This window comes from Kitasatospora sp. NPDC004240, from assembly GCF_053603215.1.
The window spans coordinates 1-22839 of sequence record NZ_JBSGFD010000050.1 but is presented as its reverse complement, the minus strand read 5'-3'; the positions used below and the strand labels follow the sequence as shown (position 1 = coordinate 22839).

Sequence of the window (22839 nt, the reverse complement as noted above, 5' to 3'; positions counted from 1 at the left end):
CCGGGCGTCAGGCCGTGGCCTCGGCGGCCGCGCGGGCGGCGGCCGGCAGGGCGGCGGCGATCCGCTCGACCGCCCGCTCGTCGTGGGACGCCGAGACGAACCAGGACTCGAAGGCGGAGGGCGGCAGGTAGACGCCCTGGCTGAGCATCGAGTGGAAGAAGGCGGTGAAACGGTACGCCTGCTGGGTCTTCGCCTCGTCGTAGTTGGTGACCTCGGCCTCGGTGAAGAACACCGAGAACATGTTGCCCGCCGTCTGCAGCCGGTGCGCCACCCCCTCCTTGGCCAGCGCCTGGGAGACCAGCGTCGACACCTCGGCGGCGACCCGGTCCACCGTCGCGTACACCTCGTCGGTGCAGCCGCGCAGCTGGGCGAGGCCGGCCGCGGTGGCGATCGGGTTACCGGACAGGGTGCCCGCCTGGTAGACCGGGCCGGCCGGGGCCAGGTGCGCCATCACGTCGGCGCGGCCGCCGAAGGCCGCCGCCGGGAAGCCGCCGCCCATCACCTTGCCGAAGGTCAGCAGGTCGGGCGCCCAGCCCTCGTTCGCCGCCTCCAGGCCGTACCAGCCGGCCCTGGAGACGCGGAAACCGGTCATCACCTCGTCGGAGATGAACAGCGCGCCGTTCTCCCGGCAGAGCCGGGCCAGGCCGCCGTTGAAACCGGGCAGCGGCGGGACGACGCCCATGTTGCCGGGCGAGGCCTCGGTGATCACGCAGGCGATCTCGCCGGGGTGCGCCGCGAAGGCCGCCTCGACGGCCGCCAGGTCGTTGTAGGGCAGCACGATGGTGTCGCCGGCCTGGGCGCCGGTGACGCCCGGGGTGTCCGGCAGGCCGAAGGTCGCGACGCCGGAACCGGCGGCGGCCAGCAGCGCGTCCACGTGACCGTGGTAGCAGCCGGCGAACTTCACGACCTTGGCGCGGCCGGTGAAGCCGCGGGCCAGCCGGATCGCCGACATGGTCGCCTCGGTGCCGGACGACACCAGGCGCACCTGCTCGACCGGGGCGATCCGGGAGACGATCTCCTCGGCCAGCTCCACCTCGCCCTCACCGGGCGTGCCGAAGGAGGTGCCGCGCGTCACCGCCCGCTGGACGGCGTCCAGGACGGCCGGGTGCGCGTGGCCCAGGATCATCGGGCCCCACGAGCACACCAGGTCGACGTACTCGCGGCCGTCGGCGTCGGTGAGGTAGGGGCCGGTGCCGGACACCATGAAGCGCGGCGTGCCGCCCACGGCGCGGAAGGCGCGCACCGGGGAGTTGACGCCGCCGGGGGTGACGACCGAGGCGCGGTCGAAGAGCGACTGGGACTGGGGTGCTTCGTAGGGGTAGCTCACGGGAGACATGGTCTCAAATCGTGTCCTTCGTCTTTGCATGTCGGACCCGATCATCTGGAACGATGATCCGGGCGCAGAAGTCTGTACGGTTATCCGTACAACGACCCCCCTGGCTGCCGCCGCACCGCGGACCAGTCAGACTATGTACCCAGGTATGTAGGGGTGGCAGGAGTGCCGCGTGCCGGTATTGGGTACAGCGGCGCAATGACGGGTAAGGAGCACGTCCGGACGGACGCCGGACGTGCGGGGGTCTGTCGATTCCGGCGAATTCCGGTGAGGATGGTCCGAGTGTCCGAGGCGCAGGACGGCTACGACGAGGCCGCGGGTGGCTCCCGCTGGCCCGCCGAGGCCGCACGCGGGGGTACGGGAGCGGGTACGGGTCGTGGTGGACGTGGTGGGCAGAGGCGGGGTGAGGGACGCGTGGGGGTGACCTACAAGTACTTCGGGGCACCCGATCGCGCCACCGCCGCCAGAGTCCCCACCGCCCTCGGCCCGGGCGGACTCGGCCTCGACGCCGGCGAGCTCGGCTCGCTCGGGCGCCTCGGCGACCTGATGGAGACCAGCGGCTCGCCCAACGGCCACCTCTCCACCAAGATCAAGCCGGAGACCATGAGCGCCATGGTCCTCACCGGCATCCAGGGCGTCCCGCTCCACCAGGTCCCGCCGCTGGAGCTGGTCGTGCTGCACCCGGACTACGCCGTCGTCCAGCTCCCCCACAACGTGGTGGAGCCGCTGCGCAAGGCCGACGAGACCGAGCTCGGCGCCGCCGCGTTCATCTGGTCCACCGTGCCGGACCGCCGTGGGCCGCGCGACGCCTTCGTGATCTACAGCATGCTGCACGAGTGGCAGGACTTCGCGAACCGGCTGCACGACGCCGGGCACCAGCTGTACTGCCTGGTCTGGCCGTAGCGCCGGCCCGAGCACCGACGCGTCACCGGTCGCCGGGGTGCCCGCCCCGGCGGCCGGCTCAGCCGCGCGGGCGGCGCGCCCGCCGTACCGTGCGCTCGCCCTCCACCGGGTCCGCCAGGTGCCCCTCGACCAGCAGCGACAGCGCGGAGACGAAGGCCGCGCGCTCCGGCGCGGGCAGCGACTCCAGCAGCTCGCGGTGCACCCGGTCGGCGATCTCCGTCCCTCGCTCGACGGCCTCGGCGCCGGCCCCGGTCACCGAGACGATCCGCGCCCGGCGGTCGGTCGCGGACGGGCGGCGCTCCGCCAGGCCCGCCCCCTCCAGCTCGTCCACGGTGACCACCATGGTGGTCTTGTCCAGGTCGCAGAGCTGCGCCAGCTGGATCTGGGTGCGCTCCTCCTCCAGGGCGTGGAGCAGCACGCAGTACGCGCGCGGCGTGATGCCCAGCTCGGCGAAGGCGGCGGCCATCCGGGTCGCCAGCACGTGGCTGGCGTGGTCCAGCAGGCCGGAGATGTCGCGGATCGTGCGGGCGGTGGGCCGGCTCGTGGTCATGTTCCGAGCGTAGCCATCCGGGGCCCGGCGCCGGTTACGGGATGCCGAGCTCGAACAGCGCGTACCCGGCGTACCAGCCCGAGGCGACCGCCGGCAGCGCGAACAGCCCGACCAGGGTCGGCATCCGCAGCCGGCGCAGCGCGAACGCCAGGCCGATGAAGAGCGGGAAGGCCGGCAGCAGGTAGCGCGAGATGTTGCCGAAGATCTGGTTGCTGCTGAGCGCGGTGAAGACGGTCAGCGCGGTGTAGATCACCAGCACCAGCGGCGGCCGCACCCGCACCAGCAGGACGATCAGTCCGGGCAGCGAGAGCAGCAGGGCGACCGCGATCAGGTCGGGCACCGGGTTGGACTGCCAGAAGTCCCAGTGGCCGGTGATCACGTCCAGGAAGGTCCGGGAGGTGGAGGCGCCCCAGTCGAAGTAGCGGTTCCAGGCTCCGCGCTGGAGGGTGAAGTACCCGGTCCACTCGCCCATCCGGTAGCCGACCCAGGTCACGTACCAGAGCAGGCCCCACGGGGTGATCAGCATCGCGAACAGGGGGCGCGCGACGCCGTCCGTGCGCCGGATGAGTGCCACCAGCGCCGTGATGGACACCGCGGCGATCACCGCGGCCGCGGTCGGCCGGTTCAGGCCCGTGACCAGGGCCAGCAGCCCCGCGGTCACCCAGCTGCGGGTCATCACCGCGTAGCAGGTCCACGCGGAGAGCGCGACGAACAGCGAGTCCGAGTAGACCGCCCACTCCACGCCCGAACCCGGGAACAGGCCCCAGATCGCCGCCGCGATCACACCCGCCCGCCAGCCGCCCAGCCGGTCCGCCACCGCGTAGATCCCGGCCGCCGCGACGAAGGAGGCGATCACCGACACCGCGATGCCCGCGCCGTACGGCCCGAGGCCGGTGACCGTGGAGACCAGGCGCATCAGCCACGGGTAGAGCGGGAAGAACGCGGCCGAGTTCTCGTAGTGGGTCGCCAGGTAGTAGCCGTGCAGCGGGATCAGCTGCGGGTCGTAGCCGTTCTCGGCGATCCGCTGGTACCAGACGCCGTCCCAGGTGCCGAGGACGTCCCAGGGCTGGGCCCCGCCGCCGCGGCCCGGGTCCTTCTTCAGGAAGTCCCCGGTGTGCCGGAGCAGCAGCATGAAGACGGTCAGGCCGGTCGCCTTGACCACCGCGTACGCGCCCAGCGCGGGCGCGAAGCGGTCCACCACCGCCGCGATCCGGCGGCCGGGGCGCTCGTGCTGATCCTCGGACGCGTCGGCGTCCGGCCTGCTGGCCGTGCTCGCTGCCGTGTTCATCGGCTCTGGACTCCCGCCCCCGGTCGTGGTCGCGCGCGGTCTGTGGACGCAGCGACTGTCGGGTGAGCCTACGACACCGGCCGGGCGGCCTCCGTCAACCTTCCGCGTCGGGCTCCCCGAAGGTGTGCAGCCGGTGCACCGCGTCGACCAGGAGCCGCCCCTCCTCGGTCAGGGTCCGGCCGTCCGGAGCGGTCAGCGACACCCGGGTGACCAGCCGGGCCAGCACCGTGCCCGGGCGCAGCAGGGCGCCCGCCGGGGGCAGGTTCGCCAGCAGGACGTCCCGCGGCCCGCACTCCAGCAGGCCCGCACCGCTCCCCCGGCGAACCAGCGCCCCCTCCCGCCGCTCGTACACCCCGGCGGCCGGGCCCCGCAGCAGCCGGGCCGCCCCGCCGCGGTGGCGCACGGTGAGCTGGGTGCCCCGGGCCGGGCCCGGGTCCGGCTTGCCCGCCGTCGGCACGCCGTGCCGCTCCAGCACGTGGCGCAGCTGCGAGGGCAGCCGGCCGTCCCCGCGTTCCAGCTCGATCTCGCCGAGCAGCCAGGTGGAGCCCTGCATCCGGCAGTTGATCTCCAGCGCGAGGGCCTCCTCCCCGCGCAGCACGAAGTCGGCGCCGAACACGCCCCGGTAGCCGAGCCCCGCCAGGCCCCAGCCGATCCGCTCGGCCGCCTCCGTGCAGCGGGCCAGCGCCCGCGCGGGCAGCCGCTCGGGCGCGGCGAAGTCACAGCCCGAGTACTGGCCGAACGCGGCGCCCGTCCCCGCCACCCCGATCAGCTGCAGGGACGGGCGGAGCACCTGCGGCAGCCCGTCCAGGCCGACGAAGCCGTGCACGTTCAGCGCGGTGTCGCCGGCGTACTCGCTGACCAGCCAGCGCTCCCGTTCGGGCAGCGCCGCCGCGTCCTCGGCGCAGCGCACCAGATGGGTGCCGTTGCCGGCCGAGCCCCGGGGCGACTGGGCCACGAACACCGCCCCGAACCGGCGGGCGAGCGCCCGGTGGTCGAGCGCGCCCGCCACCACCGTGCTGGCCGGGGTGGCCACCCCCAGGTGGTCGAACCACTCACGCATCGCGGTCTTGTCGCCGAGCACCGCGGAGTCCGCCGGCCGGGGCGGCACCAGCAGCCGGGCCCCGAGGCCCTCCACGGCCGCCGTCCACTGCTCCCGGTGGGCGCCGTACGCGGCCAGCCGCAGCTCGCGGCCCCGCCACCGGCGGCCGACCAGGGCCGGCAGCCGGGCGGTCAGCTCCTCCAGGCCGGCCCCGGTCGGCCCTCCGTCGCGGTCCCCGGTGTGCTGCTCCAGCGCGTGCAGCTCCACCCCGAAGCGCTCGCCCCAGTCCTGGTCCGCCGCCTCGCAGGAGAGCAGCGCGGCCAGCGCGCCGACCCGCAGCAACGGCAGCAGGTACAGCGGCCGGGCGGCGAGCCCGAGGTGCGCGGCCGGACGCAGCAGGCGCTCGGCGTCCTCCAGAGTGGCGATCACGCGATGGATTATCCACGCGCCACCGACCCGCCCGAACGGATCAACCAGCCAGCACCCCAAGGGAGCTGACGATGCCTTAGAATTCGCGACCGCCGCCCGGACCCCCGGAATCCGGTGGCCCCCACGACCCGCCCCGGCGCAACATGGCGCCATGCCCGACACGCCCCCGCCCACCCGTCAGATCCGGGCGGCCTTCACCGCCGACACCCTGACGGTGTACCAGGCCTTCCCACCCGAGATCGCCGGACCCGCCGCCGCGACCGGACGCCTGCCGGACGCCTTCGACCGTGACCGGATGACCTGGATCAAGCCGTCCTTCCTCTGGCTGATGCACCGCAGTGACTGGGGCCGGGCGCCGGGGCAGGAGCGGGTGCTGGCGCTGGAGATCGACCGGGCGGCGTTCGACCGGGCGCTCGGCGGGGCGGTGCTCAGCGCGTACACCGGGCGGGTGCACGAGTCGCGCGCGGCCTGGCGGCGGGAGCTGCGGCGCAGCGCGGTGCGGGTGCAGTGGGACCCGGAGCGGGACGTCCACCTGCGGGCCCTGCCGTGGCGGGCCGTCCAGGTGGGGCTGGGCGGCGAGGCGGCCCGGGGGTACGCGGACGGCTGGATCACCTCGATCACCGATGTCACCGGGTTGGCCGGGGAGGTGCGGCGGAGCCGGGACCTCTCGTTGCTGCCGATGGAGCGGCCGTACCCCGTGGGCGGGCCCACCGGTGCCCGGCTGGGGATGGCGGCGAACGCGTAGGCGGCCCCGAAGGCACTCAACGCGAGAGCCGCCGCCCTGCCGCCCCAGGAGGGAGGCGGAGGACGGCGGCTCGCACCGGCCGAACCGGGTGCGGATCAGCCCGCGTTGAGGCAGTGGTTGCCGAACGCCGGGTTGAGCAGGCCGATCACGTTCACGGTGTTGCCGCACAGGTTGACCGGGACGTGCACCGGCACCTGGATCTGGTTGCCGGAGATGACGCCGGGGGAGCCCGCGGCGACACCCTCGGCACCCGAGCTGGCGACCGCGGAACCGGCGCCGGCCGCGACGATGCCTACCACGGCGGCGCCGACGGCGGCCGTCTTCTTGATGCTCATACGAGCCTCCATGACTTATCGACAGAGATGCACGGGGAGTGCGACATCTCCAACGAGCCCTCCCGAGCGCGGTTGCGACGGCACGCCGGTTGTCACCCGTAAGGAGCAATGGAGGGCCTGACAGGCATTCGGGTGATCACAGGATCCGGCCGTTTCCCCCCGGACCCTGCCTCGTTCTCCCTGGCGGAACACGCTCCACCCAGGCCGTCCCGGACGGCCCGAACGAATCGAGTCCGCAGCATGCGCAAGCTCGCCCACGGCGTCCTCGGCACCGCGGCCACCGCCGCCCTGCTGGTCGCCGGCGCCGGTGCCGCCGCCGCCCACCACGTCGACGGCGCCTCGGCCGAGGGTGTCGCGGCCGGTTCGCCCGGGGTCGTCTCCGGCAACCAGGTCCAGGTCCCGGTGCACGTCCCGGTCAACCTGTGCGGCAACACCGTCGACCTGGTCGGCCTGCTCAACCCGGCGTTCGGCAACACCTGCGCCAACGCCTGACACGCCGCACCACGCCGCCCGGCCCGCGCCGGACGGCACCCGGAAACTCCCGGGAGGTGACTCCGCGACGGGCCGGCCCCGTACGGAATTGCCCCCGGTCGCGTCCCTGCACGAATTGTTCCCGGCCGTGCGGGAATTGTTCGCGGGACGCGGGAATAGGCGGCCGGCCAGCGCCCCAGCCACGGGCGACACGATCTATCTGGGCCGCCAGAGTGACAATCACGGCACCCCGTAAACCATCGGGCGATGATCCGAACGCCCGACTCCCGACTTCTCAAATAATCCGTCGGGCAGACAAACGGAGGAAGAACCACAATGCGCAACTTCAAGAAGGCCGCCGTCCTGTCCATCGCCGCCGCCGGCCTGGTCGTCGCCGGTGCCGGCGGCGCGGTCGCCAGCTCCGGTGCCCAGGGTGTCGCCGCGGGCTCCCCCGGCGTGCTCTCCGGCAACCAGATCCAGATCCCGGTGCACATCCCGGTCAACGTCTGCGGCAACTCCATCGGCGTCATCAGCATCCTCAACCCGGCGTTCGGCAACACCTGCGCCAACATCGGCTGAGACGGCGGTCGCTGAACCGGCGACCACCGCTTCACCGAGTCCGTGCCGTACGCGGTCCGACCGGCCGCGTACGGCCCGCTCCACCCGTGTGTGATCGAGGAGATCAACCCCCATGCAGAACGTGAAGAAGGCCGCCGTCCTCTCCGCCGCCGCGGCGAGCATGCTGCTGGCCGGTGCCGGGTCCGCCGTGGCGAGCTCCGGCGCCGAGGGCGTCGCCGCCGGCTCCCCCGGCGTCGTCTCGGGCAACCAGCTCCAGGTCCCGGTGCACATCCCGGTCAACCTGTGCGGCAACACCGTGAACGTGGTCGGCCTGCTGAACCCCGCGTTCGGCAACCACTGCGCCAACATCGAGGCGGCGCCCCCGGTCAAGCAGGAGGAGGACTGCTGATCCCCGATCGGCACGAGTCCCCATCGAACTGCCCCTCGGCCCGCCGGCCGGGGGGCGGTTCGGCGTGGCGGGTGCGCCGCCCGGCGCGGCCCGCTCCCCCACCGAACCCGAAGGACGGTTCCCGCATGGCCCCCGAGCAGCCCCACTCCCCGACCCACGCCCGGCCCCGGCGGGCCCGCCTCGCCCCGGTGGGCGGCGCCTCCCTCGCCGCCCTCGGCGCCGCGGTGCTGCTCGGCGCCGCCGCCGGCCCGGCGCACGCCGAGGCGCCGCTGCCCGGCGCGAACCTGAAGCACACCGACGTCAACCAGGCGCTGGGCGGCACCACCAGCGGCCTCGGATACGGCATCGCGCCGCTGAAGGACCTGCGCCTGGACCCGTGGGCCAACTCCTCGGCCGACGTGCTGAACAACGGCGCCACCCTCCAGCCGGACAACTCCGGCCTGCCGCCGATCGGCACCGGCACCCTGACCGGCCCGCTGAGCGCCGGCGGGGGGCCGCGCGACCTGCCCCTGGCCGGCGCGCTGCTGGGCGTGCTGCCGGGCTGAGCCCGCCCCGCGCAGCGGTGAGCCCGGGGCCCGTCCAGTTGGACGGGCCCCGGGCTCACCTGTCGTACGGCCCACCGGACGGCTCCCGCACGGGCCGCTCACGGCATCGGATCGCTCAGGCCAGTGGATCGCTCAGGGCAGTGGATCGCTCAGGCCAGCGGATCGCTCAGAGCACGGCCTGCTGGAGCGCGCCCGTGGTGGTGGCCGTGGCGGTCGCGGTGGCGGTCGCGGCCAGGTTCTCCACCGAGTCGGTGACCGAGATCCGCTCGCCCTCGTTGCCGAGGGTGGCCTTGGCGCCGGGGACGGCCTGCACCGCGCCGGTGATCAGGCGCGGGTCGACCTCGTCCACCTTGAGGTTGCCGCCGGCGAGCTGGCCGGTGCCGTCCTGGGCGAGCGCGAGCGGCTTGCCGAGGGCCAGGCCGGGGGTGTCGGCCTTGAGCGGCGCGGCGGGCGCGTCGACCAGCACCTCACCCAGGTCGGCCGCGTCGTCGACGAGCGGCAGCGGCAGCTCGGCCTTGGCGGTCGGGCCGACCTTGCCGGTGCCGAGCGCGGGCACCAGCCGGTCCGGGAGCAGCGCGTCGCCGGTGGTGTGGGCGGGCACCGGGGGCATCACCAGCGAGGTCGGGACGCCGCCGGAGATCCGGCTGCCCAGCGGGCTCAGCGGGACGTCCACCGGCACCTGCTGGGTCGCCAGCTTCTCCTCCAGGGCCCCGACCTGACCGGGGGTGGGCTGGGCGGCCGAGGCCGTCCCCTGGGTGGCGACCACGCCCGCGCCGACCGCCAGCAGCATCGCGCCGGCCCGCTTGGAGAACCTCATGCTTTTCACCGTTCCGCCTGTCCGTACTGGAGATCTGGGACGGCTGCGGGGGCGCAGCCGAAAGCAATCTGCCTAAACGAGCCACGCCGGGCGCGGATTGCGCCGGTTAACCGATTCGGCCTAATAATCCGACCGGAAAGTGGCAACCCGGAGAGCCTCCCCGGAAGTTTTCCGGAAACCGCGTAACCTTCCGCTTCGTCATTCTTTGATCTCAATGTCAGTGACCGCAGACCGGGTCCGAGCGACGCACGCGCCGTCCGCGAGGGCGCAGTACGCGACGTCGTACGCACGGGAACACAAGAGCATTTCAGAGAGGGATCTCTCCATGATCCAGAAGTCCTTCGCCGCCGCCGGCCTGGCCGCGGCCGCCCTCGCCGCGACCGCCGCCCCCGCCTCGGCCATCGGCAACGCGGACGGCGCCGCCGGCTCCTTCCAGGGCAACGGCGGTACCAACTACACCGGTACGCACGGGGACAACAGCCCGAACTTCCACTTCCTGGACAACCCGAACATCTGCCTGCCCGAGATCCACAACATCTCGGTCGCGGTGCTCGGTGTGGCCGTCCCGGTCGAGGTGCCGGTCGCCAACAGCGGCGGCAAGCAGATCTGCTCCGTGGGCCAGGGCACCCAGAGCAAGGGCGACGGCGGCGTCTCGCACCTCGTCGGCTGACCCTCCGCCCCGTCTGCGCCACCCCCGAACCATCCCTCCGAATCGCTCCCCGATTCACCCCTCGAGAGGAAAACCGAAATGATCAAGAAGTCCATCGCCGCCGCCGGCCTGGCCGCCGCCGCCCTCGCCATGTCCGCGGGCTCCGCCTCGGCCATCGCCGACTCGGACGGCTCGGCCGTCTCCGTCCAGGGCAACGGCGGCACCAACGCCACCGGCACCCACGGCAACGGCAGCCCGAACTTCCACACCCTGGACAACGCCAACGTCTGCCTGCCGGAGGTCCACAACATCGCCGTCGCCGTCGTCGGCGTCGCGGTTCCGGTCGAGGTGCCGATCCTCAACAGCACCCCGAAGCAGATCTGCAACGTCGGCCAGAACACCCAGTCCTCGGGCGACGCGGGTGTCTCGCACCTGATCGGCTGATCACCTCGGCGACCGATCCAGGGCACGACCGGCCGGAGGGCCCGGGGGATGTCTCCCCCGGGCCCTCCGGGGCATCCGGGCCGTCCGGGCACCGGGTGCGACCGACTCCCCCGGCGGGGCCGTAGCCGTACGGACCCGCCGGGTGGAAGGCCGCCTCCCCGGCGCGTGCAGGGGCGCCGGGGACGGCGGCGTGTGATCACGTGTAGTGCAGGACTCCGCAGAGAGGACGTAATCCATGAAGAACAAGCTGGGCAAGGCCGTGCTGGTCGCCGCGGGCGCGCTGGCCCTGGCGGGTGCCGCCACGCCGGCGTTCGCGCACGTCGGCCTGGTGGGCGGCGGCGAGTTCGTCGCCTCGGCCGACCCGGTGTTCCTGGCCGGTGAGCAGTGGGGCATCGCCCACACCGACAACATCCTGACCGGCTTCCACCAGTGGGGCGCCGCGACCTCCACCGACGCGCTCGGTGGCCAGGAGGGCTTCGCCCACGTCGGCTGACCCCCCGTACGACGCCAGGAGGCCGGACCCCGAGCGGGGGTCCGGCCTCCGGTGCGTACGGGCCGTGAGGGTCCGGCGGCGGTCAGCGCAGCGCGGCCGCGGCCTCCAGCGCCCAGTAGGTGAGGATCTGCCCGGCCCCGGCCCGGCGGATCGAGGTCAGGGTCTCCATGATCATGCGGTCGCGGTCGATCCAGCCGTTGGCGGCGGCCGCCTCGACCATCGCGTACTCACCGGACACCTGGTACGCCGCCACCGGCACCGGCGAGGCGTCGGCGACCTGGCGCAGGATGTCCAGGTACGCCATCGCGGGCTTGACCATCACCAGGTCGGCGCCCTCGGCGACGTCCTGCTGGAGCTCGCGCAGCGACTCCCGGGCGTTCGCCGGGTCCTGCTGGTAGGACTTGCGGTCGCCCTTCAGCGAGGAGCCGACCGCCTCCCGGAACGGGCCGTAGAAGGCCGAGGCGTACTTGGCGGTGTAGGCGAGGATGCCCACGTCCTGGTGCCCGGCCTCGTCCAGCGCCCGGCGGACCACGCCGATCTGGCCGTCCATCATCCCGGACGGGCCGACCAGGTGGACGCCGGCGTCGGCCTGCACCCGGGCCATCTCGGCGTAGCGCTCCAGCGTCGCGTCGTTGTCCACGCTGCCGTCGGCGGCCAGCACCCCGCAGTGGCCGTGATCGGTGTACTCGTCCAGGCAGAGGTCCGACATGACCACCAGCGCGTCGCCGACCTCGCCGACCACGTCGCGGATGGCCTGCTGCAGGATGCCGTCCGGGTTGGTGCCCTCGCTGCCGGTGGCGTCCTGCACCTCGGGGACGCCGAAGAGCATCACGCCGCCCAGGCCCGCCTCGGCCGCCTCCACGGCGGCCTTGCGCAGGGTGTCCCGGGTGTGCTGGACCACGCCCGGCATGGAGGAGACCGGCACCGGCTCGCTCACGCCCTCGCGGACGAACAGCGGCAGGATCAGCTCGGCCGGGTGCAGCCGGGTCTCCGCGACCAGCCGGCGCATCGCCGGGGTCGAGCGCAGCCGGCGGGGGCGGACGTACGGGAATTCAGCGGACACGGCTTCTCTCTCCGAACGGTTGTACGGCTCCGGGGGCGACGGATCGCCGCCCCCGGTCCGGACCGGGCCCCTAGGGCCCCAGGGCCCGGGGTGTCTCAGCGGGCCTTGCGCCGCGAGCCCGGACGGCGCTCGCTGGGCCGGTAGACCGGCTCGCCCGCGGCCGTGGCGGTGTCCCGGCGCTTGGCACCGAAGTCTGCCAGCGCCTGGGCCAGCGCGGCCGCCGACGGCGCCGGGGCCATCACGTCGACCCGCAGGCCGTGCTCCTCGGCGGTCTTGGCGGTCGCCGGGCCGATGCAGGCGATCACCGTGACGTTGTGCGGCTTGCCGGCGATGCCGACCAGGTTGCGCACGGTCGAGGACGAGGTGAAGAGCACCGCGTCGAAACCGCCGCCCTTGATCGCCTCACGGGTCTCGGCCGGCGGCGGAGAGGCGCGCACCGTCCGGTACGCCGTCACGTCGTCGACCTCCCAGCCCAGCTCGACCAGGCCGGCCACCAGGGTCTCGGTGGCGATGTCCGCACGCGGCAGCAGCACCCGGTCGATCGGGTCGAACACCGGGTCGTACGGCGGCCAGTCCTCCAGCAGCCCGGCCGCGGACTGCTCGCCGGAGGGCACGAGGTCCGGCTTCACGCCGAAGTCCACCAGCGCCTGCGCGGTGGTCTCGCCGACCGCCGCCACCTTGATGCCGGCGAACGCCCGCGCGTCCAGCCCGTACTCCTCGAACTTCTCGCGCACGGCCCGCACCGCGTTCACCGAGGTGAAGGCGATCCACTCGTAGCGGCCGGTGACCAGGCCCTTGATCGCCCGCTCCATCTGCTGCGGGGTGCGCGGCGGCTCGACCGCGATGGTCGGCACCTCCTGCGGCACCGCGCCGTACGAGCGCAGCTGCTCGGACAGGCCGGTGGCCTGCTCCTTGGTGCGCGGCACCAGCACGTTCCAGCCGAACAGCGGCTTGGTCTCGAACCAGGAGTGCGAGGAGCGGCGGGCGACCTGCTCGCCCACCACGGCTATCACCGAGGTCGCGGGGTCCACCGGGGCGGAGACCGGCGAGGGCAGCACCCGGGCCGCCTTGAGGTCCGCGGCGATGGTCGCCAGGGTCGCGGTGAAGGTGCGCTGACGGGTGGTGGTGCCCGACAGGGTGGCGCTCAGCGCCGACTCGGGCTTGCGGCCGTTGGACACCAGCGCGTTGGCGGTGGCCGGCAGCTGGCCCAGCGTGGTGCGCACCACCAGGGTGGTGCCGTCCGCGCCCAGGTCCACCGGGGAGCCGGCCAGCAGCGCGGCGCCGTCCACGAACCGCACGTCGGTGCCGCTGCCCGCGCGCAGCGGGACACCCGCGTACGCCGGCACGCCGACCGACTGGGCCACGCCCGGGATCACCTCGAACGGGATGCCGTCGCCCGCGCAGCCGAGCATCTCCTCGGCCGCGCAGCCGTCCAGGCCGGGGTCGCCGTCCACGGTGCGGACCACCTGCTTGCCCGCGCGGACCGCCTCGGCGACCAGCTTGACCAGGTCGAAGGCCTCCGCGCCCGCCGCACCCGGGGTGTGCACCTGCACACCGGCCGGACAGTGGCTGCGCACGGCGGCGGCGGTCAGCGGGTCGGCGACCAGGATGTCGGCCGTGGCCAGCACCTCGACCGCGCGCAGGGTCAGCAGGCCCGGGTCACCGGGACCCGCGCCCAGGAAGGTGCAGCGGCCCTCGGGCGCCGGTCCGGGACCGAACGGGCTGTCCGCCGGGAACGGACTGTCGGTGGCGGTGGTGGGGCTCATCGGGCTCGCTCCCCCATGAGGGCGGCCGCGCCCGCGTCGAGCAGCCGGGCGGCGAGGGCGTGGCCGAGGGCCGACGCCTGCCGGACGGCGGTCTCGTCGAGGACGATCGGACCGTTGGCGGACATCTTCAGCAGGGTGGCGCCGTCGACGGTGCCGACCACGCCCTCCAGCCGCAGTTCGGATCGGTGGCCCCAGGTGGCCAGCGCGGCGACCGGCGCGGAGCAGCCGGCCTCCAGGGTGGCCAGCAGGGCGCGCTCGGCGGCCACCGCGACCCGGGTGGGGAGGTGGTCCAGGGCCGACAGGGCGGCGGTGAGCCCGGTGTTCGCCGTGGTGCACTCGACCGCGAGGGCGCCCTGGCCGGGGGCCGGGAGCATCAGCTCCGCGCCCAGGTGCTCGGTGATCTCGGCGCCGCGGCCGAGACGGTTCAGGCCGGCCGTGGCCAGCACGACCGCGTCCAGCTCGCCGGAGGCGACGAAGCCGATCCGGGTGTCCACGTTGCCGCGGATCGCCACGGTCTCCAGCGTGGTGCCCCGGGCCGCCGCCCAGGCGTTCAGCTGCGCCATCCGGCGCGGTGAGCCGGTGCCTATCCGGGCGGTTCGCCCGGCCCCGGCCAGCTTCTCCACCAGCTCGTCCAGGCCCAGGCCCTCGCGCGCCACCAGGGCGTCGCGGGAGTCCTCGCGCTCCGGGACGGCCGCCAGCACCAGGCCCGCGGGCTCGGCGGTGGGCAGGTCCTTGAGCGAGTGCACGGCGAAGTCGATCCGGCCCTCCAGCAGCGCGTCGCGCAGGGCCGAGACGAACACGCCGGTGCCGCCGATCTGGGCCAGCGCCTCGCGTGAGGTGTCGCCGTACGTGGTGATCTCCACCAGCTCGACGGGGCGTCCGGTGACCCTGGTCACCTCGCGCGCGACCATGCCCGACTGGGCCATGGCGAGCGCGCTGCGCCGGGTGCCGAGCCGCAGCGGCGTGGTGTCCGCCCCGGCCTGGTCGGTGAACGGTTGACCATTCATGAGGTGATCGTCCCGGTGGTACTCGTGGGATGGCTGACGGTTCATCTGGCGCCTCCGCCGACGGGGGTGCCGGACACGGCGTGCACGGCCGCCGGATCGAGGTCGAAGAGCTCGCGCAGCGCGTCCGCGTAGGACGCGCCGCCCGGCTCGGCGGCCAGCTGCTTCACCCGCACGGTCGGCGCGTGCAGCAGCTTGTCGACGACCCGGCGGACGGTCTGGGTGATCTCCGCGCGGGAGCGCTCGTCCAGGTCGGGCAGCCGGGAGTCCAGGCGGCCCAGCTCGGCGGCGACCACCTCGGAGGCCATCGCCCGCAGCGCGACCACGGTCGGCGCGATCCGGGCGGCCCGCTGGGCGGCGCCGAAGGCGGTGACCTCCTCGGCCACGATGCCGGTGACGGCGTCCACGTCCCCGGCGCCGGGGGTGGCGGCGTGGGCGTGCGAGAGGCTCTCCAGGTCGACCAGCAGGGCGCCGGGGATCCCGTGCACCTCGTGGTCGACGTCCCTGGGCATGGCCAGGTCGAGGAAGGCGAGCGGGCCGCGGGCCGCGGCGGTGACCGGTCCGCGGGCGGCCACGGCGGCGGCCACGTCCTCGGCGGCGATCACCGCGCCGGCCGCGCCGGTGCAGGAGATCACCAGGTCGACCCCGGCCAGCGCCTTCGGCACCTCGGCCAGCGCGACCGTACGGGCCGTGGGCGTGCCGAGGATCTCGACCAGCCGCTCGGCGCGCTCGGGCGTGCGGTTGGCGACCAGCAGCTCGGCCACCCCGGCGCGGACCAGGGTCGCGGCGGCCAGCGAGCTCATCGAGCCGGCGCCGACCACCAGGGCCCGCTTGCCGGCGATGTCGCCCGTGCCGTCGCCCATTCCGGCAGCGAGCCGCTCCAACCCGAAGGTCACCAGCGACTGGCCGGCCTTGTCGATGCCGGTCTCGCTGTGCGCACGCTTGCCGACCCGCAGGGCCTGCTGGAACAGCTCGTTCAGGCCGCGGCCGGCGGTGTGCTCGTCCTGGGCCCGGGCCAGCGCGTCGCGCAGCTGGCCGAGGATCTGGCCCTCGCCGACCACCATCGAGTCCAGGCCGCAGGCCACCGAGAAGAGGTGGTGGACGGCGCGGTCCTCGTAGTGGACGTAGAGGTGCGCGGTCAGCTCCTCCAGGTCCACCCCGCTGTGGTGGGCGAGCAGCAGCGACAGCTCGGCGACGCCGGCGTGGAACTTGTCCACGTCCGCGTACAGCTCGATCCGGTTGCAGGTGTTGAGCAGGGCGGCCTCGGCCACCGTCGCGCTCGCGGCGGCGTCGTGCAGCAGGCGCGTGGGCACCTCGCCGGTCAGCGCGGCGCGCTCCAGCACGCCGACCGGCGCGGTGCGATGGCTCAGTCCTACGACGAGAAGGCTCATGCCCGCCCCCAGGTGCCACGGTTGTCGGTACTCACGCCGGCATCACCGCGGAGAGGTCGCCCTCGCTGCCCTTGGCCGGCTTGCCCTTGGCCGTCTCGGCCTCGGCCTTGCCCGGCTCGGCCGCGCGGCCCTTGCCGCCGCCGGTGGCCCGGCGCAGCTTGGCCGCCGCCGCCCGGACCGGGCCGGGGGCGCGGTCGAGCACGGAGTCGCCGGGGGTGGGCTCCTCGCCGGCCTTGCGCTGCTCGTGGAACGCGAGGATCTGGAGCTCTATGGAGAGGTCGACCTTGCGCACGTCCACGCCGTCCGGGACGGTCAGCACGGTCGGGGCGAAGTTGAGGATGCTGGTGACGCCGGCCTCGACCAGCCGGTCGCAGACCTGCTGGGCGGCACCGGGCGGGGTGGTGATGACGCCGATGGAGACGTGCTGGCTCTCCACGATCGCCTCCAGCTCGTCCATGTGGCGCACCGGCAGGCCGGCCGCGCTGGTGCCGACCACGGCCGGGTCGGCGTCCAGCAGGGCGGCCACCCGGAACCCCCGGGAGGCGAACCCGCCGTAGTTGGCGAGCGCGTGGCCCAGGTTCCCGATGCCCACGATGACGACCGGCCAGTCCTGGGTCAGGCCGAGCTCGCGGGAGATCTGGTAGACGAGGTACTCGACGTCGTAGCCGACGCCGCGGGTGCCGTACGAACCGAGGTAGGAGAAGTCCTTGCGGAGCTTGGCGGAGTTCACGCCGGCCGCGGCGGCCAGCTCCTCGGAGGAGACGGTGGGTACCGAACGCTCGGAGAGCGCGGTGAGCGCCCGCAGGTACAGCGGGAGCCGGGCGACGGTCGCCTCCGGGATGCCCCGGGCACGCGAGGGTCGGCGCGCGGCGCCCTGGTCGGGCGCCTGCGAACTGCTCTGTGGTGATCGGCCGATTGCCACGGTGCTCCTGTGGGTGAAGCTGGGCTTAGGCAGCCAGGCTATGCGTTTGTGAACGTGTGCACAAAGATGGTGTCCGATTTGTCCATGAACAGTGATGCGCATCACGCCGTCGACCCCATAGCACCGCTCTCCTCCCGCGCCGTCGCCGGGGCCTCGACGCCCGGCGTCCACGGCCCGAACGGGACCTCCCGGCGGACCAGCCGCACCGGCAGCCCGGTGGGCCGCGGGCGGCCCTCGCCCAGCCTCGGCCAGGGCACCCGGGCCGCCTCCCCGAGCGGCCCGGCCCAGTCCGCGTGCGGCGCCGGCCGCTCCCGGCCCGCGCAGTGCCGCAGCAGCTCGGCGGTCGCCCGGGCGTCACCCAGCGCGGTGTGCGCCGCGAAGCCGTCCAGACCCGCCGCCGCCACGCAGGCCGCCAGGCCGAACCCGCCGGCCTGCGGCAGGTACGTCCGGGCCAGGCGCATCGTGCACAGCAGCGGGACGGGCGGCAGCGGCACCCCGATCCGGGCGAACTCGCGATGGAGAAAGGCGTGGTCACAGGTCACGTGGTGCCCCACCAGCACCCGGCCGGCCAGCAGCTCCAGCAGCTGCGGCGCGATCTCCCGGAAGCGCGGGGCGCCCTCGACGTCCTCCTGCGCTATCCGGTGCACATGGGTCGGGCCGACCGGGCCCAGCGGGTCCAGCAGCGTGCAGAACTCGCCCTCCGGCCGCAGCCGCGCGTCCAGCAGCACCACCGCGATCTCGACCACCCGGTGCCGCCAGGGGCTGCGGCCGCTCGCCTCGACGTCCACCACGGCGAAACCCCCGGAGGCCGCCGGGGCGGCGGACATCCCTGGGACCGGGCCGGGAAGCATGGCGGCACTCCTCGCGTGCTCAGCCCCCCATGGGCGCAAACGGGTTCGATCGTAAGCCGATCAAAGGGGGCCGCCCCATGCCCTGCGCCGGGATTCTTCGCAACGATTCGGCGACGGCCCCCGCCGTTCGGCGGGGGTGGCGCAAGAGGTGGGGGTGACGGGAGGGAACACGCTCCGGGCCGGCGTTCGGGCCGGCGCTCAGGCGGGTGCTCAGGCGCCGAGGGCCTTGCGCAGGCGGTTCTCGTCCACCCGCCAGAAGTCGTGCTGCCGGCCGTCGACCAGGGTCACCGGGATCTGCTCCCAGTACAGCCGGTACAGCTCCTCGTCCTGGGTGATGTCCTTCTCCTCGAACGCCGCGCCCAGCTCGCCGGTCACCCGGACGATCACCTCCCGGGCGTCGTCGCACAGGTGGCAGCCCGGCTTGCCGACCAGCGTCACGGTGCGGTCGGACGGCTTCGGGCTCGGGGTCTTGTCACGTCGCAGCAGAGGGCTCACCCCGCCATTGTGCGCCAGCCTTACGGCACGGCCGGGCGCGGGCCCGGCCCCTCGGTGACCCCTCGGCGGCTCCCCGGCAGCCCCTCGGCGGCTCCCCCGGGGCCGTGCCGCGGCCACCGACCGTCCACCCGTCCGACACGCGGCCGTCACGGACGTCGCAGGTCAGCCTGGCTATGCTCATGGCCATGGCCGTGCTCCGAAGGCTCCTCAAGGCAAGGCGTTCCACCACCGAGCGGACCGCCCTGGCCGGCGAGGCCGCCGCCGAGGCGGCGGAGGCCGCCCTGCGCGACACCCCGCCGCCGCAGGCCCGCGCGGCGGAGCCCGCCGAGGGGGCGCGCACGGGCGGGGCCGTCATCACCGAGGCGCACCCGGCCGGGGACCGCACCGCCGGGGACCGCTCCGGCGAGGACCGCGGTGACGGGACCCTCGCCGACGCGGCGCGCACCGGCAAGCCGCCCAAGGCGCCCGCCGAGAACCACGTCCCCGAGCCGGACGACCCCCGCGCCGCCGCCTTCTTCGACTGCGACAACACCATCCTGCGCGGCGCCGCGATCTTCTACCTCGGCGTCGGCCTCTACCGCCGCGGCTTCCTCACCCGCCGCGACATCGCCCGCTTCGCCTGGCAGCAGGCCTGGTTCCGGCTCAACGGCACCGAGGACCCGGACCACATGGCCGACGCCCAGCACACCGCCCTCGGCCTGGTCGCCGGCAAGCCGACCGCCGACCTGGAGGCGATCTGCGAGGAGATCTTCGAGGACGTCATCACCGACAAGATCTGGCCCGGCACCCGCGCCCTGGTCCAGATGCACCTGGACGCCGGCCAGCGCGTCTGGCTGGTCACCGCCGCCCCGCTGGAGGTGGCCAGGATCATCGCCCGCCGGCTCGGCATGACCGGCGCGCTCGGCACCGTCGCCGAGGCCCGCGACGGCCACTACACCGGCCGGCTGGTCGGCGACCTGCTGCACGGCCCCGCCAAGGCCGCCGCCGTCGGCTCCCTCGCCCGCCGCGAACGGCTCGACCTCGACCGCTGCGCGGCCTACAGCGACTCCGCCAACGACATCCCGATGCTCTCCCTGGTCGGCCATCCGTACGTGGTGAACCCGGACGGCGCGCTGCGCCGGCACGCCCGGGCGATGGGCTGGCGGGTGCGCGACTTCCGCACCGGGCGCAAGGCGGCCCGGGTGGGCGTCCCGGCGGCGGCCGGGCTCGGCGTGGCCGCGGGCGCCGCGGCCGCCACGGTGGCGCTGCGTCGCCGCCACCGGCCCTGAGCCCCGGCCCCCGACGCGGCCCCGATGCGCCCCCCCGGCATAGCCCCGACGCGGCCCCGGCGGACCTCCCCGCAGGAGTGACGGTCCGTCAACCGGGCCGCTGAGCAGGGACCTCGTACGGGCGAACCGCCGCCCCGCACCGGGTGGTCCAGTCCGCGGTTGCGAACGCGCAAGCCGCTGACCGGTTCTGATCGTTCGGCAAGCCGGGAAAGTCAGGGGTTGCCAGGCCCCAAGACAGGGAAACCGTCCGCCCCGCCCTTGAATTGGTCACTCACCGCTCCGGAACGGTCACGTTGGGCCGGATGATCGATGACATGTTCGGTCAGTATCAGCTGAAAATGCGCGCCATGCGGATCTCAAACGACCACTTCGACCACACGGTGTAGCTGTCATTGCACAAAGCGTTATTCTCTCCTGGATGCACGCCCATCAGGCGTCCCCGCCGGCCGGGGTCCGACGGGCGTGCTCTCCGCGCAGGCGGAGGTGATCCGTCCACAGTTCTGCCTCTGGGAGTCCCGTGTACCCACCCGTCCGGAACGACGCGCCTGCTCCCTCCCGCCCGTCGTCCGCGCCCCTGCGCTCCCGCACCGGCCTCCGCGGCCGCCCGGCCTCCGCCCGGCAGATCTCCACCGGCCTGGACCTGCTGCGCAGCCTGCTCCGCAGCCAGCTCGCCGTCGGGCAGTCGGCCGTCGGGCAGCTCGCCGTCATCGGCCCCCGACCGGTGCCCGTCGGCGGCCCGCTCGGGTACGGCCCGCCGGGCACCGCCCTGCGCTCGACCGCCACCAGCGCCGGCAGCGGCACCGGCTCGCGCGGACGCACCACCACCGTCGGCGGCCGCAGCCGCTCCCGGACGGCCGCCGGCCCCGGGACCGAGACCGAGCACAACCCGATCATGGAGCTGGTCGAGCGGGCCCAGGCCGGCGAGAGCGAGGCCTTCGGCAGCCTCTACGACCACTACGCGGACACCGTCTACCGCTACATCTACTACCGGGTCGGCAGCCGGGCCACCGCCGAGGACCTCACCAGCGAGACCTTCCTGCGCGCGCTGCGCCGGATCGGCACCTTCACCTGGCAGGGCCGGGACTTCGGTGCCTGGCTGGTCACCATCGCGCGCAACCTGGTCGCCGACCACTTCAAGTCCAGCCGGTTCCGGCTGGAGGTCACCACCGGCGAGATGCTCGACTCCAACGAGTGCGAGCGCAGCCCCGAGGACTCCGTCCTGGAGTCGCTCTCCAACGCCGCGCTGCTGGAGGCCGTCCACCGGCTCAACCCTCAGCAGCAGGAGTGCGTCACGCTCCGCTTCCTCCAGGGGCTTTCGGTGGCCGAGACCGCCCGGATCATGGGCAAGAACGAGGGCGCCATCAAGACCCTCCAGTACCGGGCCGTACGGACGCTGGCCCGGCTGCTGCCGCCCGACGCGCGGTGAACGGGCCGATGAGCGGGGGGATACCGGGGGCGGTGCCGGGCCGGCCGTCACCGCCGGTGCCGGGCCGACACGTCCGGGTGAACGGTCGGTCCGATGATCAGCCGTGCGTAACCGACCGCCCGCACCACTCGTTGGCCAGCGTGCAAGCCTCCACCAGGCGTACGGTCAAGTCGAATTGCGACCTCTCACCCGATGGAGTGGCTTTGGTCCGCCGGGGCAACCGTCCCGCGGGCCGAGGTGTCGACAACGACGAAGGGAGGTGTGGCCCGTGACGGCAAACGTGCTGGAGCACCGGCGGGCGAAGGCCTTCGCCGAGGCGCTGGAGGCCCACCAGTCAGAGCAACGCGGCGCCGCCACCACCGCGCCCACCGGAGCGGCCTCGGCCGCGATGTCCGGGCTGATCGGTGTGGCGGACTCACTCGGGGCACTGCCCGCACCGGAGCTGGACCACGACGTCAGAACGGTCCAACGCGCCCAGCTGATGGCCGCGTTCGAGCAGGCCTTCGCCGGCGGACCGGGCGCCACGGTGCCCCGGCAACGCCGGCACCGCGGCCTGCGCGCGGCCCCCCGCGGCCGCTGGAGCCGCCGGTTCGCGGTCGGCGGCCTGGTCGCCGGACTCGCCGTCGGCAGCTTCGCCGGGGTCGCGGCCGCCAGCGGCAACGCCCTGCCCGGGGACACGCTGTACGGCATGAAGCGCGGCCTCGAAGAGCTCAGGCTGACCCTCGCGGACTCCGACAGCGAACGCGGCGAGCTGCTGCTGGACCACGCCTCCACCCGGCTCGGCGAGGCCAAGAGCCTGATGGGACGCGCCGGTCCGAGCACATCGCTCAGCCCGGCCACGGTCGAGCAGGTCCGCCGGGCCCTCGACGACATGCACACCGAGGCCCTCAAGGGCCGGGAGCTGCTGCGCTCGGTCTACCGCAGCAACGGCTCGCTCGAACCGATGCGCGCGCTGGCCGGTTTCGCCCAGGACGAGGACGACTGGACCGACCTGCAGCGCCAGCTGCCCGTCCAACTCACCCAGCAGGCCCACCTGGTGGACCAGCTCTTCGACGACATAAGCGAGGACGTCGCGCCCCTGCGCCTGGTCGAGCCGCACGCCAAGGGCGGCACCCCGGCCGGCGGCGGGTCGGGCGGCGCGAACGGCCCCGCGGCCCCCGACCCCGCCGACGGCCAGGCCGGGCAGCCCCGGCCGGGCGCCGGAGCGCCCCAGGGCGTCCCGGGGGCGGCGAACGGCGGCAACGGCAAGCCCGGCGGCGCCGGTCAGGCGCCGACCGCCGGGGCCGGCACGCCCGGCGCGGCACCGAGCGGCGCGCCCAGCAACCCGGCCAACCCGGTCGGCGGGCTGGTCAACGGCCTCACCAACGGGCTCACCGGCGGCCAGTCCTCGCCGGTCCCGGCCCCGGCCCCGGACCAGGCGCCCCAGCCGTCCGTCTCACCGAGCGCCACGGCCGACGCCCAGCAGGGCATGGACCTGCCCCCGCTCATCCCCGGCCTGCTGCCGGGGCTGCGGATCCTGGGCGGCTGACGGCGGCCGACGGGGCCGACGGCCCGGAACGACCACGGGAGGCCCGACTCGCTGCGAGTCGGGTCGGGCCCTCGATGCCGGCCGAAGCCCCGGCACCGCCCTGGCCGCCCCGCCAGG

At 74.3% G+C, this 22839-nt stretch carries 25 protein-coding genes; 12 read left to right on the top strand and 13 right to left on the bottom strand.

Annotation, left to right across the window (positions count from 1 at the left end):
* Positions 1-7 precede the first annotated feature (7 nt).
* The gene (gene hemL, locus ACWEQL_RS16050; protein ID WP_452150863.1) at positions 8-1336 is read right to left on the bottom strand and encodes a glutamate-1-semialdehyde 2,1-aminomutase; all 1329 of its coding nucleotides are present in this window, start codon (positions 1334-1336) and stop codon (positions 8-10) included.
* Between the two features lie 417 nt (positions 1337-1753).
* Here hemL and ACWEQL_RS16045 point away from each other — a divergent pair, with 417 nt between their 5' ends.
* Complete coding sequence (locus ACWEQL_RS16045) at positions 1754-2236, top strand: hypothetical protein (protein WP_078879960.1); 483 nt, start codon at positions 1754-1756, stop codon at positions 2234-2236.
* A gap of 58 nt (positions 2237-2294) precedes the next feature.
* On the opposite strand, the gene ACWEQL_RS16040 is transcribed toward ACWEQL_RS16045, so the two are convergent.
* From ACWEQL_RS16040 to ACWEQL_RS16030, 3 genes are all read right to left on the bottom strand, one after another.
* Positions 2295-2786 carry a MarR family winged helix-turn-helix transcriptional regulator gene (locus tag ACWEQL_RS16040; protein ID WP_452150862.1) on the bottom strand — a complete coding sequence of 164 codons (492 nt, stop codon included), beginning with the start codon at positions 2784-2786 and terminating at the stop codon, positions 2295-2297.
* A 34-nt stretch (positions 2787-2820) separates the two neighbouring features.
* Positions 2821-4074: a hypothetical protein gene (locus tag ACWEQL_RS16035; protein WP_452150861.1), complete on the bottom strand. Its 1254-nt coding sequence runs from the start codon at positions 4072-4074 to the stop codon at positions 2821-2823.
* Positions 4075-4168: 94 nt separating this feature from the next.
* A complete protein-coding gene (locus tag ACWEQL_RS16030) occupies positions 4169-5542 on the bottom strand; it encodes an ATP-grasp domain-containing protein (RefSeq protein ID WP_452150860.1) in 1374 nt (457 codons plus the stop codon).
* A gap of 151 nt (positions 5543-5693) precedes the next feature.
* Here ACWEQL_RS16030 and ACWEQL_RS16025 point away from each other — a divergent pair, with 151 nt between their 5' ends.
* Positions 5694-6287 carry a DUF4291 domain-containing protein gene (locus ACWEQL_RS16025; protein WP_452150859.1) on the top strand — a complete coding sequence of 198 codons (594 nt, stop codon included), beginning with the start codon at positions 5694-5696 and terminating at the stop codon, positions 6285-6287.
* A 95-nt stretch (positions 6288-6382) separates the two neighbouring features.
* Here ACWEQL_RS16025 and ACWEQL_RS16020 read toward each other — a convergent pair whose 3' ends face one another.
* Positions 6383-6622 carry a chaplin gene (locus tag ACWEQL_RS16020; protein WP_452150858.1) on the bottom strand — a complete coding sequence of 80 codons (240 nt, stop codon included), beginning with the start codon at positions 6620-6622 and terminating at the stop codon, positions 6383-6385.
* 240 nt (positions 6623-6862) lie between these two features.
* Between ACWEQL_RS16020 and ACWEQL_RS16015 the strand changes: the two genes are divergently transcribed.
* The 4 genes from ACWEQL_RS16015 (at position 6863) to ACWEQL_RS16000 (ending at position 8605) form a co-directional block, all read left to right on the top strand.
* Positions 6863-7114: a chaplin gene (locus ACWEQL_RS16015; protein ID WP_452150857.1), complete on the top strand. Its 252-nt coding sequence runs from the start codon at positions 6863-6865 to the stop codon at positions 7112-7114.
* A 315-nt stretch (positions 7115-7429) separates the two neighbouring features.
* Positions 7430-7672, top strand: coding sequence for a chaplin (locus ACWEQL_RS16010; protein WP_452150856.1), 243 nt, complete (start codon positions 7430-7432; stop codon positions 7670-7672).
* A gap of 112 nt (positions 7673-7784) precedes the next feature.
* Positions 7785-8060 carry a chaplin gene (locus tag ACWEQL_RS16005; RefSeq protein ID WP_452150855.1) on the top strand — a complete coding sequence of 92 codons (276 nt, stop codon included), beginning with the start codon at positions 7785-7787 and terminating at the stop codon, positions 8058-8060.
* A 125-nt stretch (positions 8061-8185) separates the two neighbouring features.
* A complete protein-coding gene (locus ACWEQL_RS16000; RefSeq protein WP_452150854.1) occupies positions 8186-8605 on the top strand; it encodes a hypothetical protein in 420 nt (139 codons plus the stop codon).
* A 166-nt stretch (positions 8606-8771) separates the two neighbouring features.
* Here ACWEQL_RS16000 and ACWEQL_RS15995 read toward each other — a convergent pair whose 3' ends face one another.
* The gene (locus tag ACWEQL_RS15995) at positions 8772-9422 is read right to left on the bottom strand and encodes a hypothetical protein (RefSeq protein WP_452150853.1); all 651 of its coding nucleotides are present in this window, start codon (positions 9420-9422) and stop codon (positions 8772-8774) included.
* Positions 9423-9747: 325 nt separating this feature from the next.
* On the opposite strand from ACWEQL_RS15995, the gene ACWEQL_RS15990 reads away from it, so the two are divergent.
* The 3 genes from ACWEQL_RS15990 (at position 9748) to ACWEQL_RS15980 (ending at position 11008) form a co-directional block, all read left to right on the top strand.
* On the top strand, positions 9748-10092 hold the full coding sequence (locus ACWEQL_RS15990) for a rodlet layer protein (protein WP_452150852.1): 345 nt from the start codon (positions 9748-9750) through the stop codon (positions 10090-10092).
* Between the two features lie 78 nt (positions 10093-10170).
* Positions 10171-10515: a rodlet layer protein gene (locus ACWEQL_RS15985; RefSeq protein WP_452150851.1), complete on the top strand. Its 345-nt coding sequence runs from the start codon at positions 10171-10173 to the stop codon at positions 10513-10515.
* 235 nt (positions 10516-10750) lie between these two features.
* A complete protein-coding gene (locus ACWEQL_RS15980) occupies positions 10751-11008 on the top strand; it encodes a hypothetical protein (RefSeq protein WP_452150850.1) in 258 nt (85 codons plus the stop codon).
* Between the two features lie 82 nt (positions 11009-11090).
* On the opposite strand, the gene hemB is transcribed toward ACWEQL_RS15980, so the two are convergent.
* The 7 genes from hemB to ACWEQL_RS15945 all read right to left on the bottom strand — a co-directional run bounded on the left by hemB (position 11091) and on the right by ACWEQL_RS15945 (position 18500).
* On the bottom strand, positions 11091-12071 hold the full coding sequence (hemB, locus tag ACWEQL_RS15975; protein WP_452150849.1) for a porphobilinogen synthase: 981 nt from the start codon (positions 12069-12071) through the stop codon (positions 11091-11093).
* A gap of 95 nt (positions 12072-12166) precedes the next feature.
* Positions 12167-13837, bottom strand: coding sequence for a uroporphyrinogen-III synthase (locus tag ACWEQL_RS15970; RefSeq protein ID WP_452150848.1), 1671 nt, complete (start codon positions 13835-13837; stop codon positions 12167-12169).
* Positions 13834-14844 carry a hydroxymethylbilane synthase gene (hemC, locus tag ACWEQL_RS15965; RefSeq protein ID WP_452150847.1) on the bottom strand — a complete coding sequence of 337 codons (1011 nt, stop codon included), beginning with the start codon at positions 14842-14844 and terminating at the stop codon, positions 13834-13836. The genes ACWEQL_RS15970 and hemC overlap by 4 nt, the downstream gene beginning before the upstream one ends.
* Positions 14845-14885: 41 nt before the next feature.
* The gene (locus ACWEQL_RS15960) at positions 14886-16232 is read right to left on the bottom strand and encodes a glutamyl-tRNA reductase (protein WP_452150846.1); all 1347 of its coding nucleotides are present in this window, start codon (positions 16230-16232) and stop codon (positions 14886-14888) included.
* Between the two features lie 31 nt (positions 16233-16263).
* Positions 16264-17154: a redox-sensing transcriptional repressor Rex gene (locus ACWEQL_RS15955; protein WP_452150845.1), complete on the bottom strand. Its 891-nt coding sequence runs from the start codon at positions 17152-17154 to the stop codon at positions 16264-16266.
* Between the two features lie 101 nt (positions 17155-17255).
* Positions 17256-18005 (bottom strand): 3'-5' exonuclease, encoded by a 750-nt coding sequence (locus ACWEQL_RS15950; protein WP_452150844.1) that lies wholly within the window; start codon positions 18003-18005, stop codon positions 17256-17258.
* Between the two features lie 210 nt (positions 18006-18215).
* On the bottom strand, positions 18216-18500 hold the full coding sequence (locus ACWEQL_RS15945) for a glutaredoxin family protein (RefSeq protein WP_452150843.1): 285 nt from the start codon (positions 18498-18500) through the stop codon (positions 18216-18218).
* 185 nt (positions 18501-18685) lie between these two features.
* Between ACWEQL_RS15945 and ACWEQL_RS15940 the strand changes: the two genes are divergently transcribed.
* The 3 genes from ACWEQL_RS15940 to ACWEQL_RS15930 all read left to right on the top strand — a co-directional run bounded on the left by ACWEQL_RS15940 (position 18686) and on the right by ACWEQL_RS15930 (position 22722).
* On the top strand, positions 18686-19768 hold the full coding sequence (locus tag ACWEQL_RS15940) for an HAD family hydrolase (RefSeq protein WP_452150842.1): 1083 nt from the start codon (positions 18686-18688) through the stop codon (positions 19766-19768).
* A 634-nt stretch (positions 19769-20402) separates the two neighbouring features.
* Positions 20403-21194 carry an ECF subfamily RNA polymerase sigma factor, BldN family gene (locus ACWEQL_RS15935; protein ID WP_452150893.1) on the top strand — a complete coding sequence of 264 codons (792 nt, stop codon included), beginning with the start codon at positions 20403-20405 and terminating at the stop codon, positions 21192-21194.
* Between the two features lie 268 nt (positions 21195-21462).
* Entirely contained in the window at positions 21463-22722 is a 1260-nt protein-coding gene (locus ACWEQL_RS15930) for a DUF5667 domain-containing protein (protein ID WP_452150841.1), read from the top strand.
* Positions 22723-22839 lie beyond the last annotated feature (117 nt).

Bases quoted from the DNA above. Each gene is read 5' to 3' on its own strand.
- hemL (WP_452150863.1), bottom strand. From the start codon at position 1,336: ATGTCTCCCGTGAGCTACCCCTACGAAGCACCCCAGTCCCAGTCGCTC.
- ACWEQL_RS16040 (WP_452150862.1), bottom strand. From the start codon at position 2,786: ATGACCACGAGCCGGCCCACCGCCCGCACGATCCGCGACATCTCCGGC.
- ACWEQL_RS16035 (WP_452150861.1), bottom strand. From the start codon at position 4,074: ATGAACACGGCAGCGAGCACGGCCAGCAGGCCGGACGCCGACGCGTCC.
- ACWEQL_RS16025 (WP_452150859.1), top strand. From the start codon at position 5,694: ATGCCCGACACGCCCCCGCCCACCCGTCAGATCCGGGCGGCCTTCACC.
- ACWEQL_RS16020 (WP_452150858.1), bottom strand. From the start codon at position 6,622: ATGAGCATCAAGAAGACGGCCGCCGTCGGCGCCGCCGTGGTAGGCATC.
- ACWEQL_RS16015 (WP_452150857.1), top strand. From the start codon at position 6,863: ATGCGCAAGCTCGCCCACGGCGTCCTCGGCACCGCGGCCACCGCCGCC.
- ACWEQL_RS16010 (WP_452150856.1), top strand. From the start codon at position 7,430: ATGCGCAACTTCAAGAAGGCCGCCGTCCTGTCCATCGCCGCCGCCGGC.
- ACWEQL_RS16005 (WP_452150855.1), top strand. From the start codon at position 7,785: ATGCAGAACGTGAAGAAGGCCGCCGTCCTCTCCGCCGCCGCGGCGAGC.
- ACWEQL_RS16000 (WP_452150854.1), top strand. From the start codon at position 8,186: ATGGCCCCCGAGCAGCCCCACTCCCCGACCCACGCCCGGCCCCGGCGG.
- ACWEQL_RS15995 (WP_452150853.1), bottom strand. From the start codon at position 9,422: ATGAGGTTCTCCAAGCGGGCCGGCGCGATGCTGCTGGCGGTCGGCGCG.
- ACWEQL_RS15990 (WP_452150852.1), top strand. From the start codon at position 9,748: ATGATCCAGAAGTCCTTCGCCGCCGCCGGCCTGGCCGCGGCCGCCCTC.
- ACWEQL_RS15985 (WP_452150851.1), top strand. From the start codon at position 10,171: ATGATCAAGAAGTCCATCGCCGCCGCCGGCCTGGCCGCCGCCGCCCTC.
- ACWEQL_RS15980 (WP_452150850.1), top strand. From the start codon at position 10,751: ATGAAGAACAAGCTGGGCAAGGCCGTGCTGGTCGCCGCGGGCGCGCTG.
- ACWEQL_RS15970 (WP_452150848.1), bottom strand. From the start codon at position 13,837: ATGAGCCCCACCACCGCCACCGACAGTCCGTTCCCGGCGGACAGCCCG.
- hemC (WP_452150847.1), bottom strand. From the start codon at position 14,844: ATGAATGGTCAACCGTTCACCGACCAGGCCGGGGCGGACACCACGCCG.
- ACWEQL_RS15960 (WP_452150846.1), bottom strand. From the start codon at position 16,232: ATGAGCCTTCTCGTCGTAGGACTGAGCCATCGCACCGCGCCGGTCGGC.
- ACWEQL_RS15950 (WP_452150844.1), bottom strand. From the start codon at position 18,005: ATGCTTCCCGGCCCGGTCCCAGGGATGTCCGCCGCCCCGGCGGCCTCC.
- ACWEQL_RS15940 (WP_452150842.1), top strand. From the start codon at position 18,686: ATGGCCGTGCTCCGAAGGCTCCTCAAGGCAAGGCGTTCCACCACCGAG.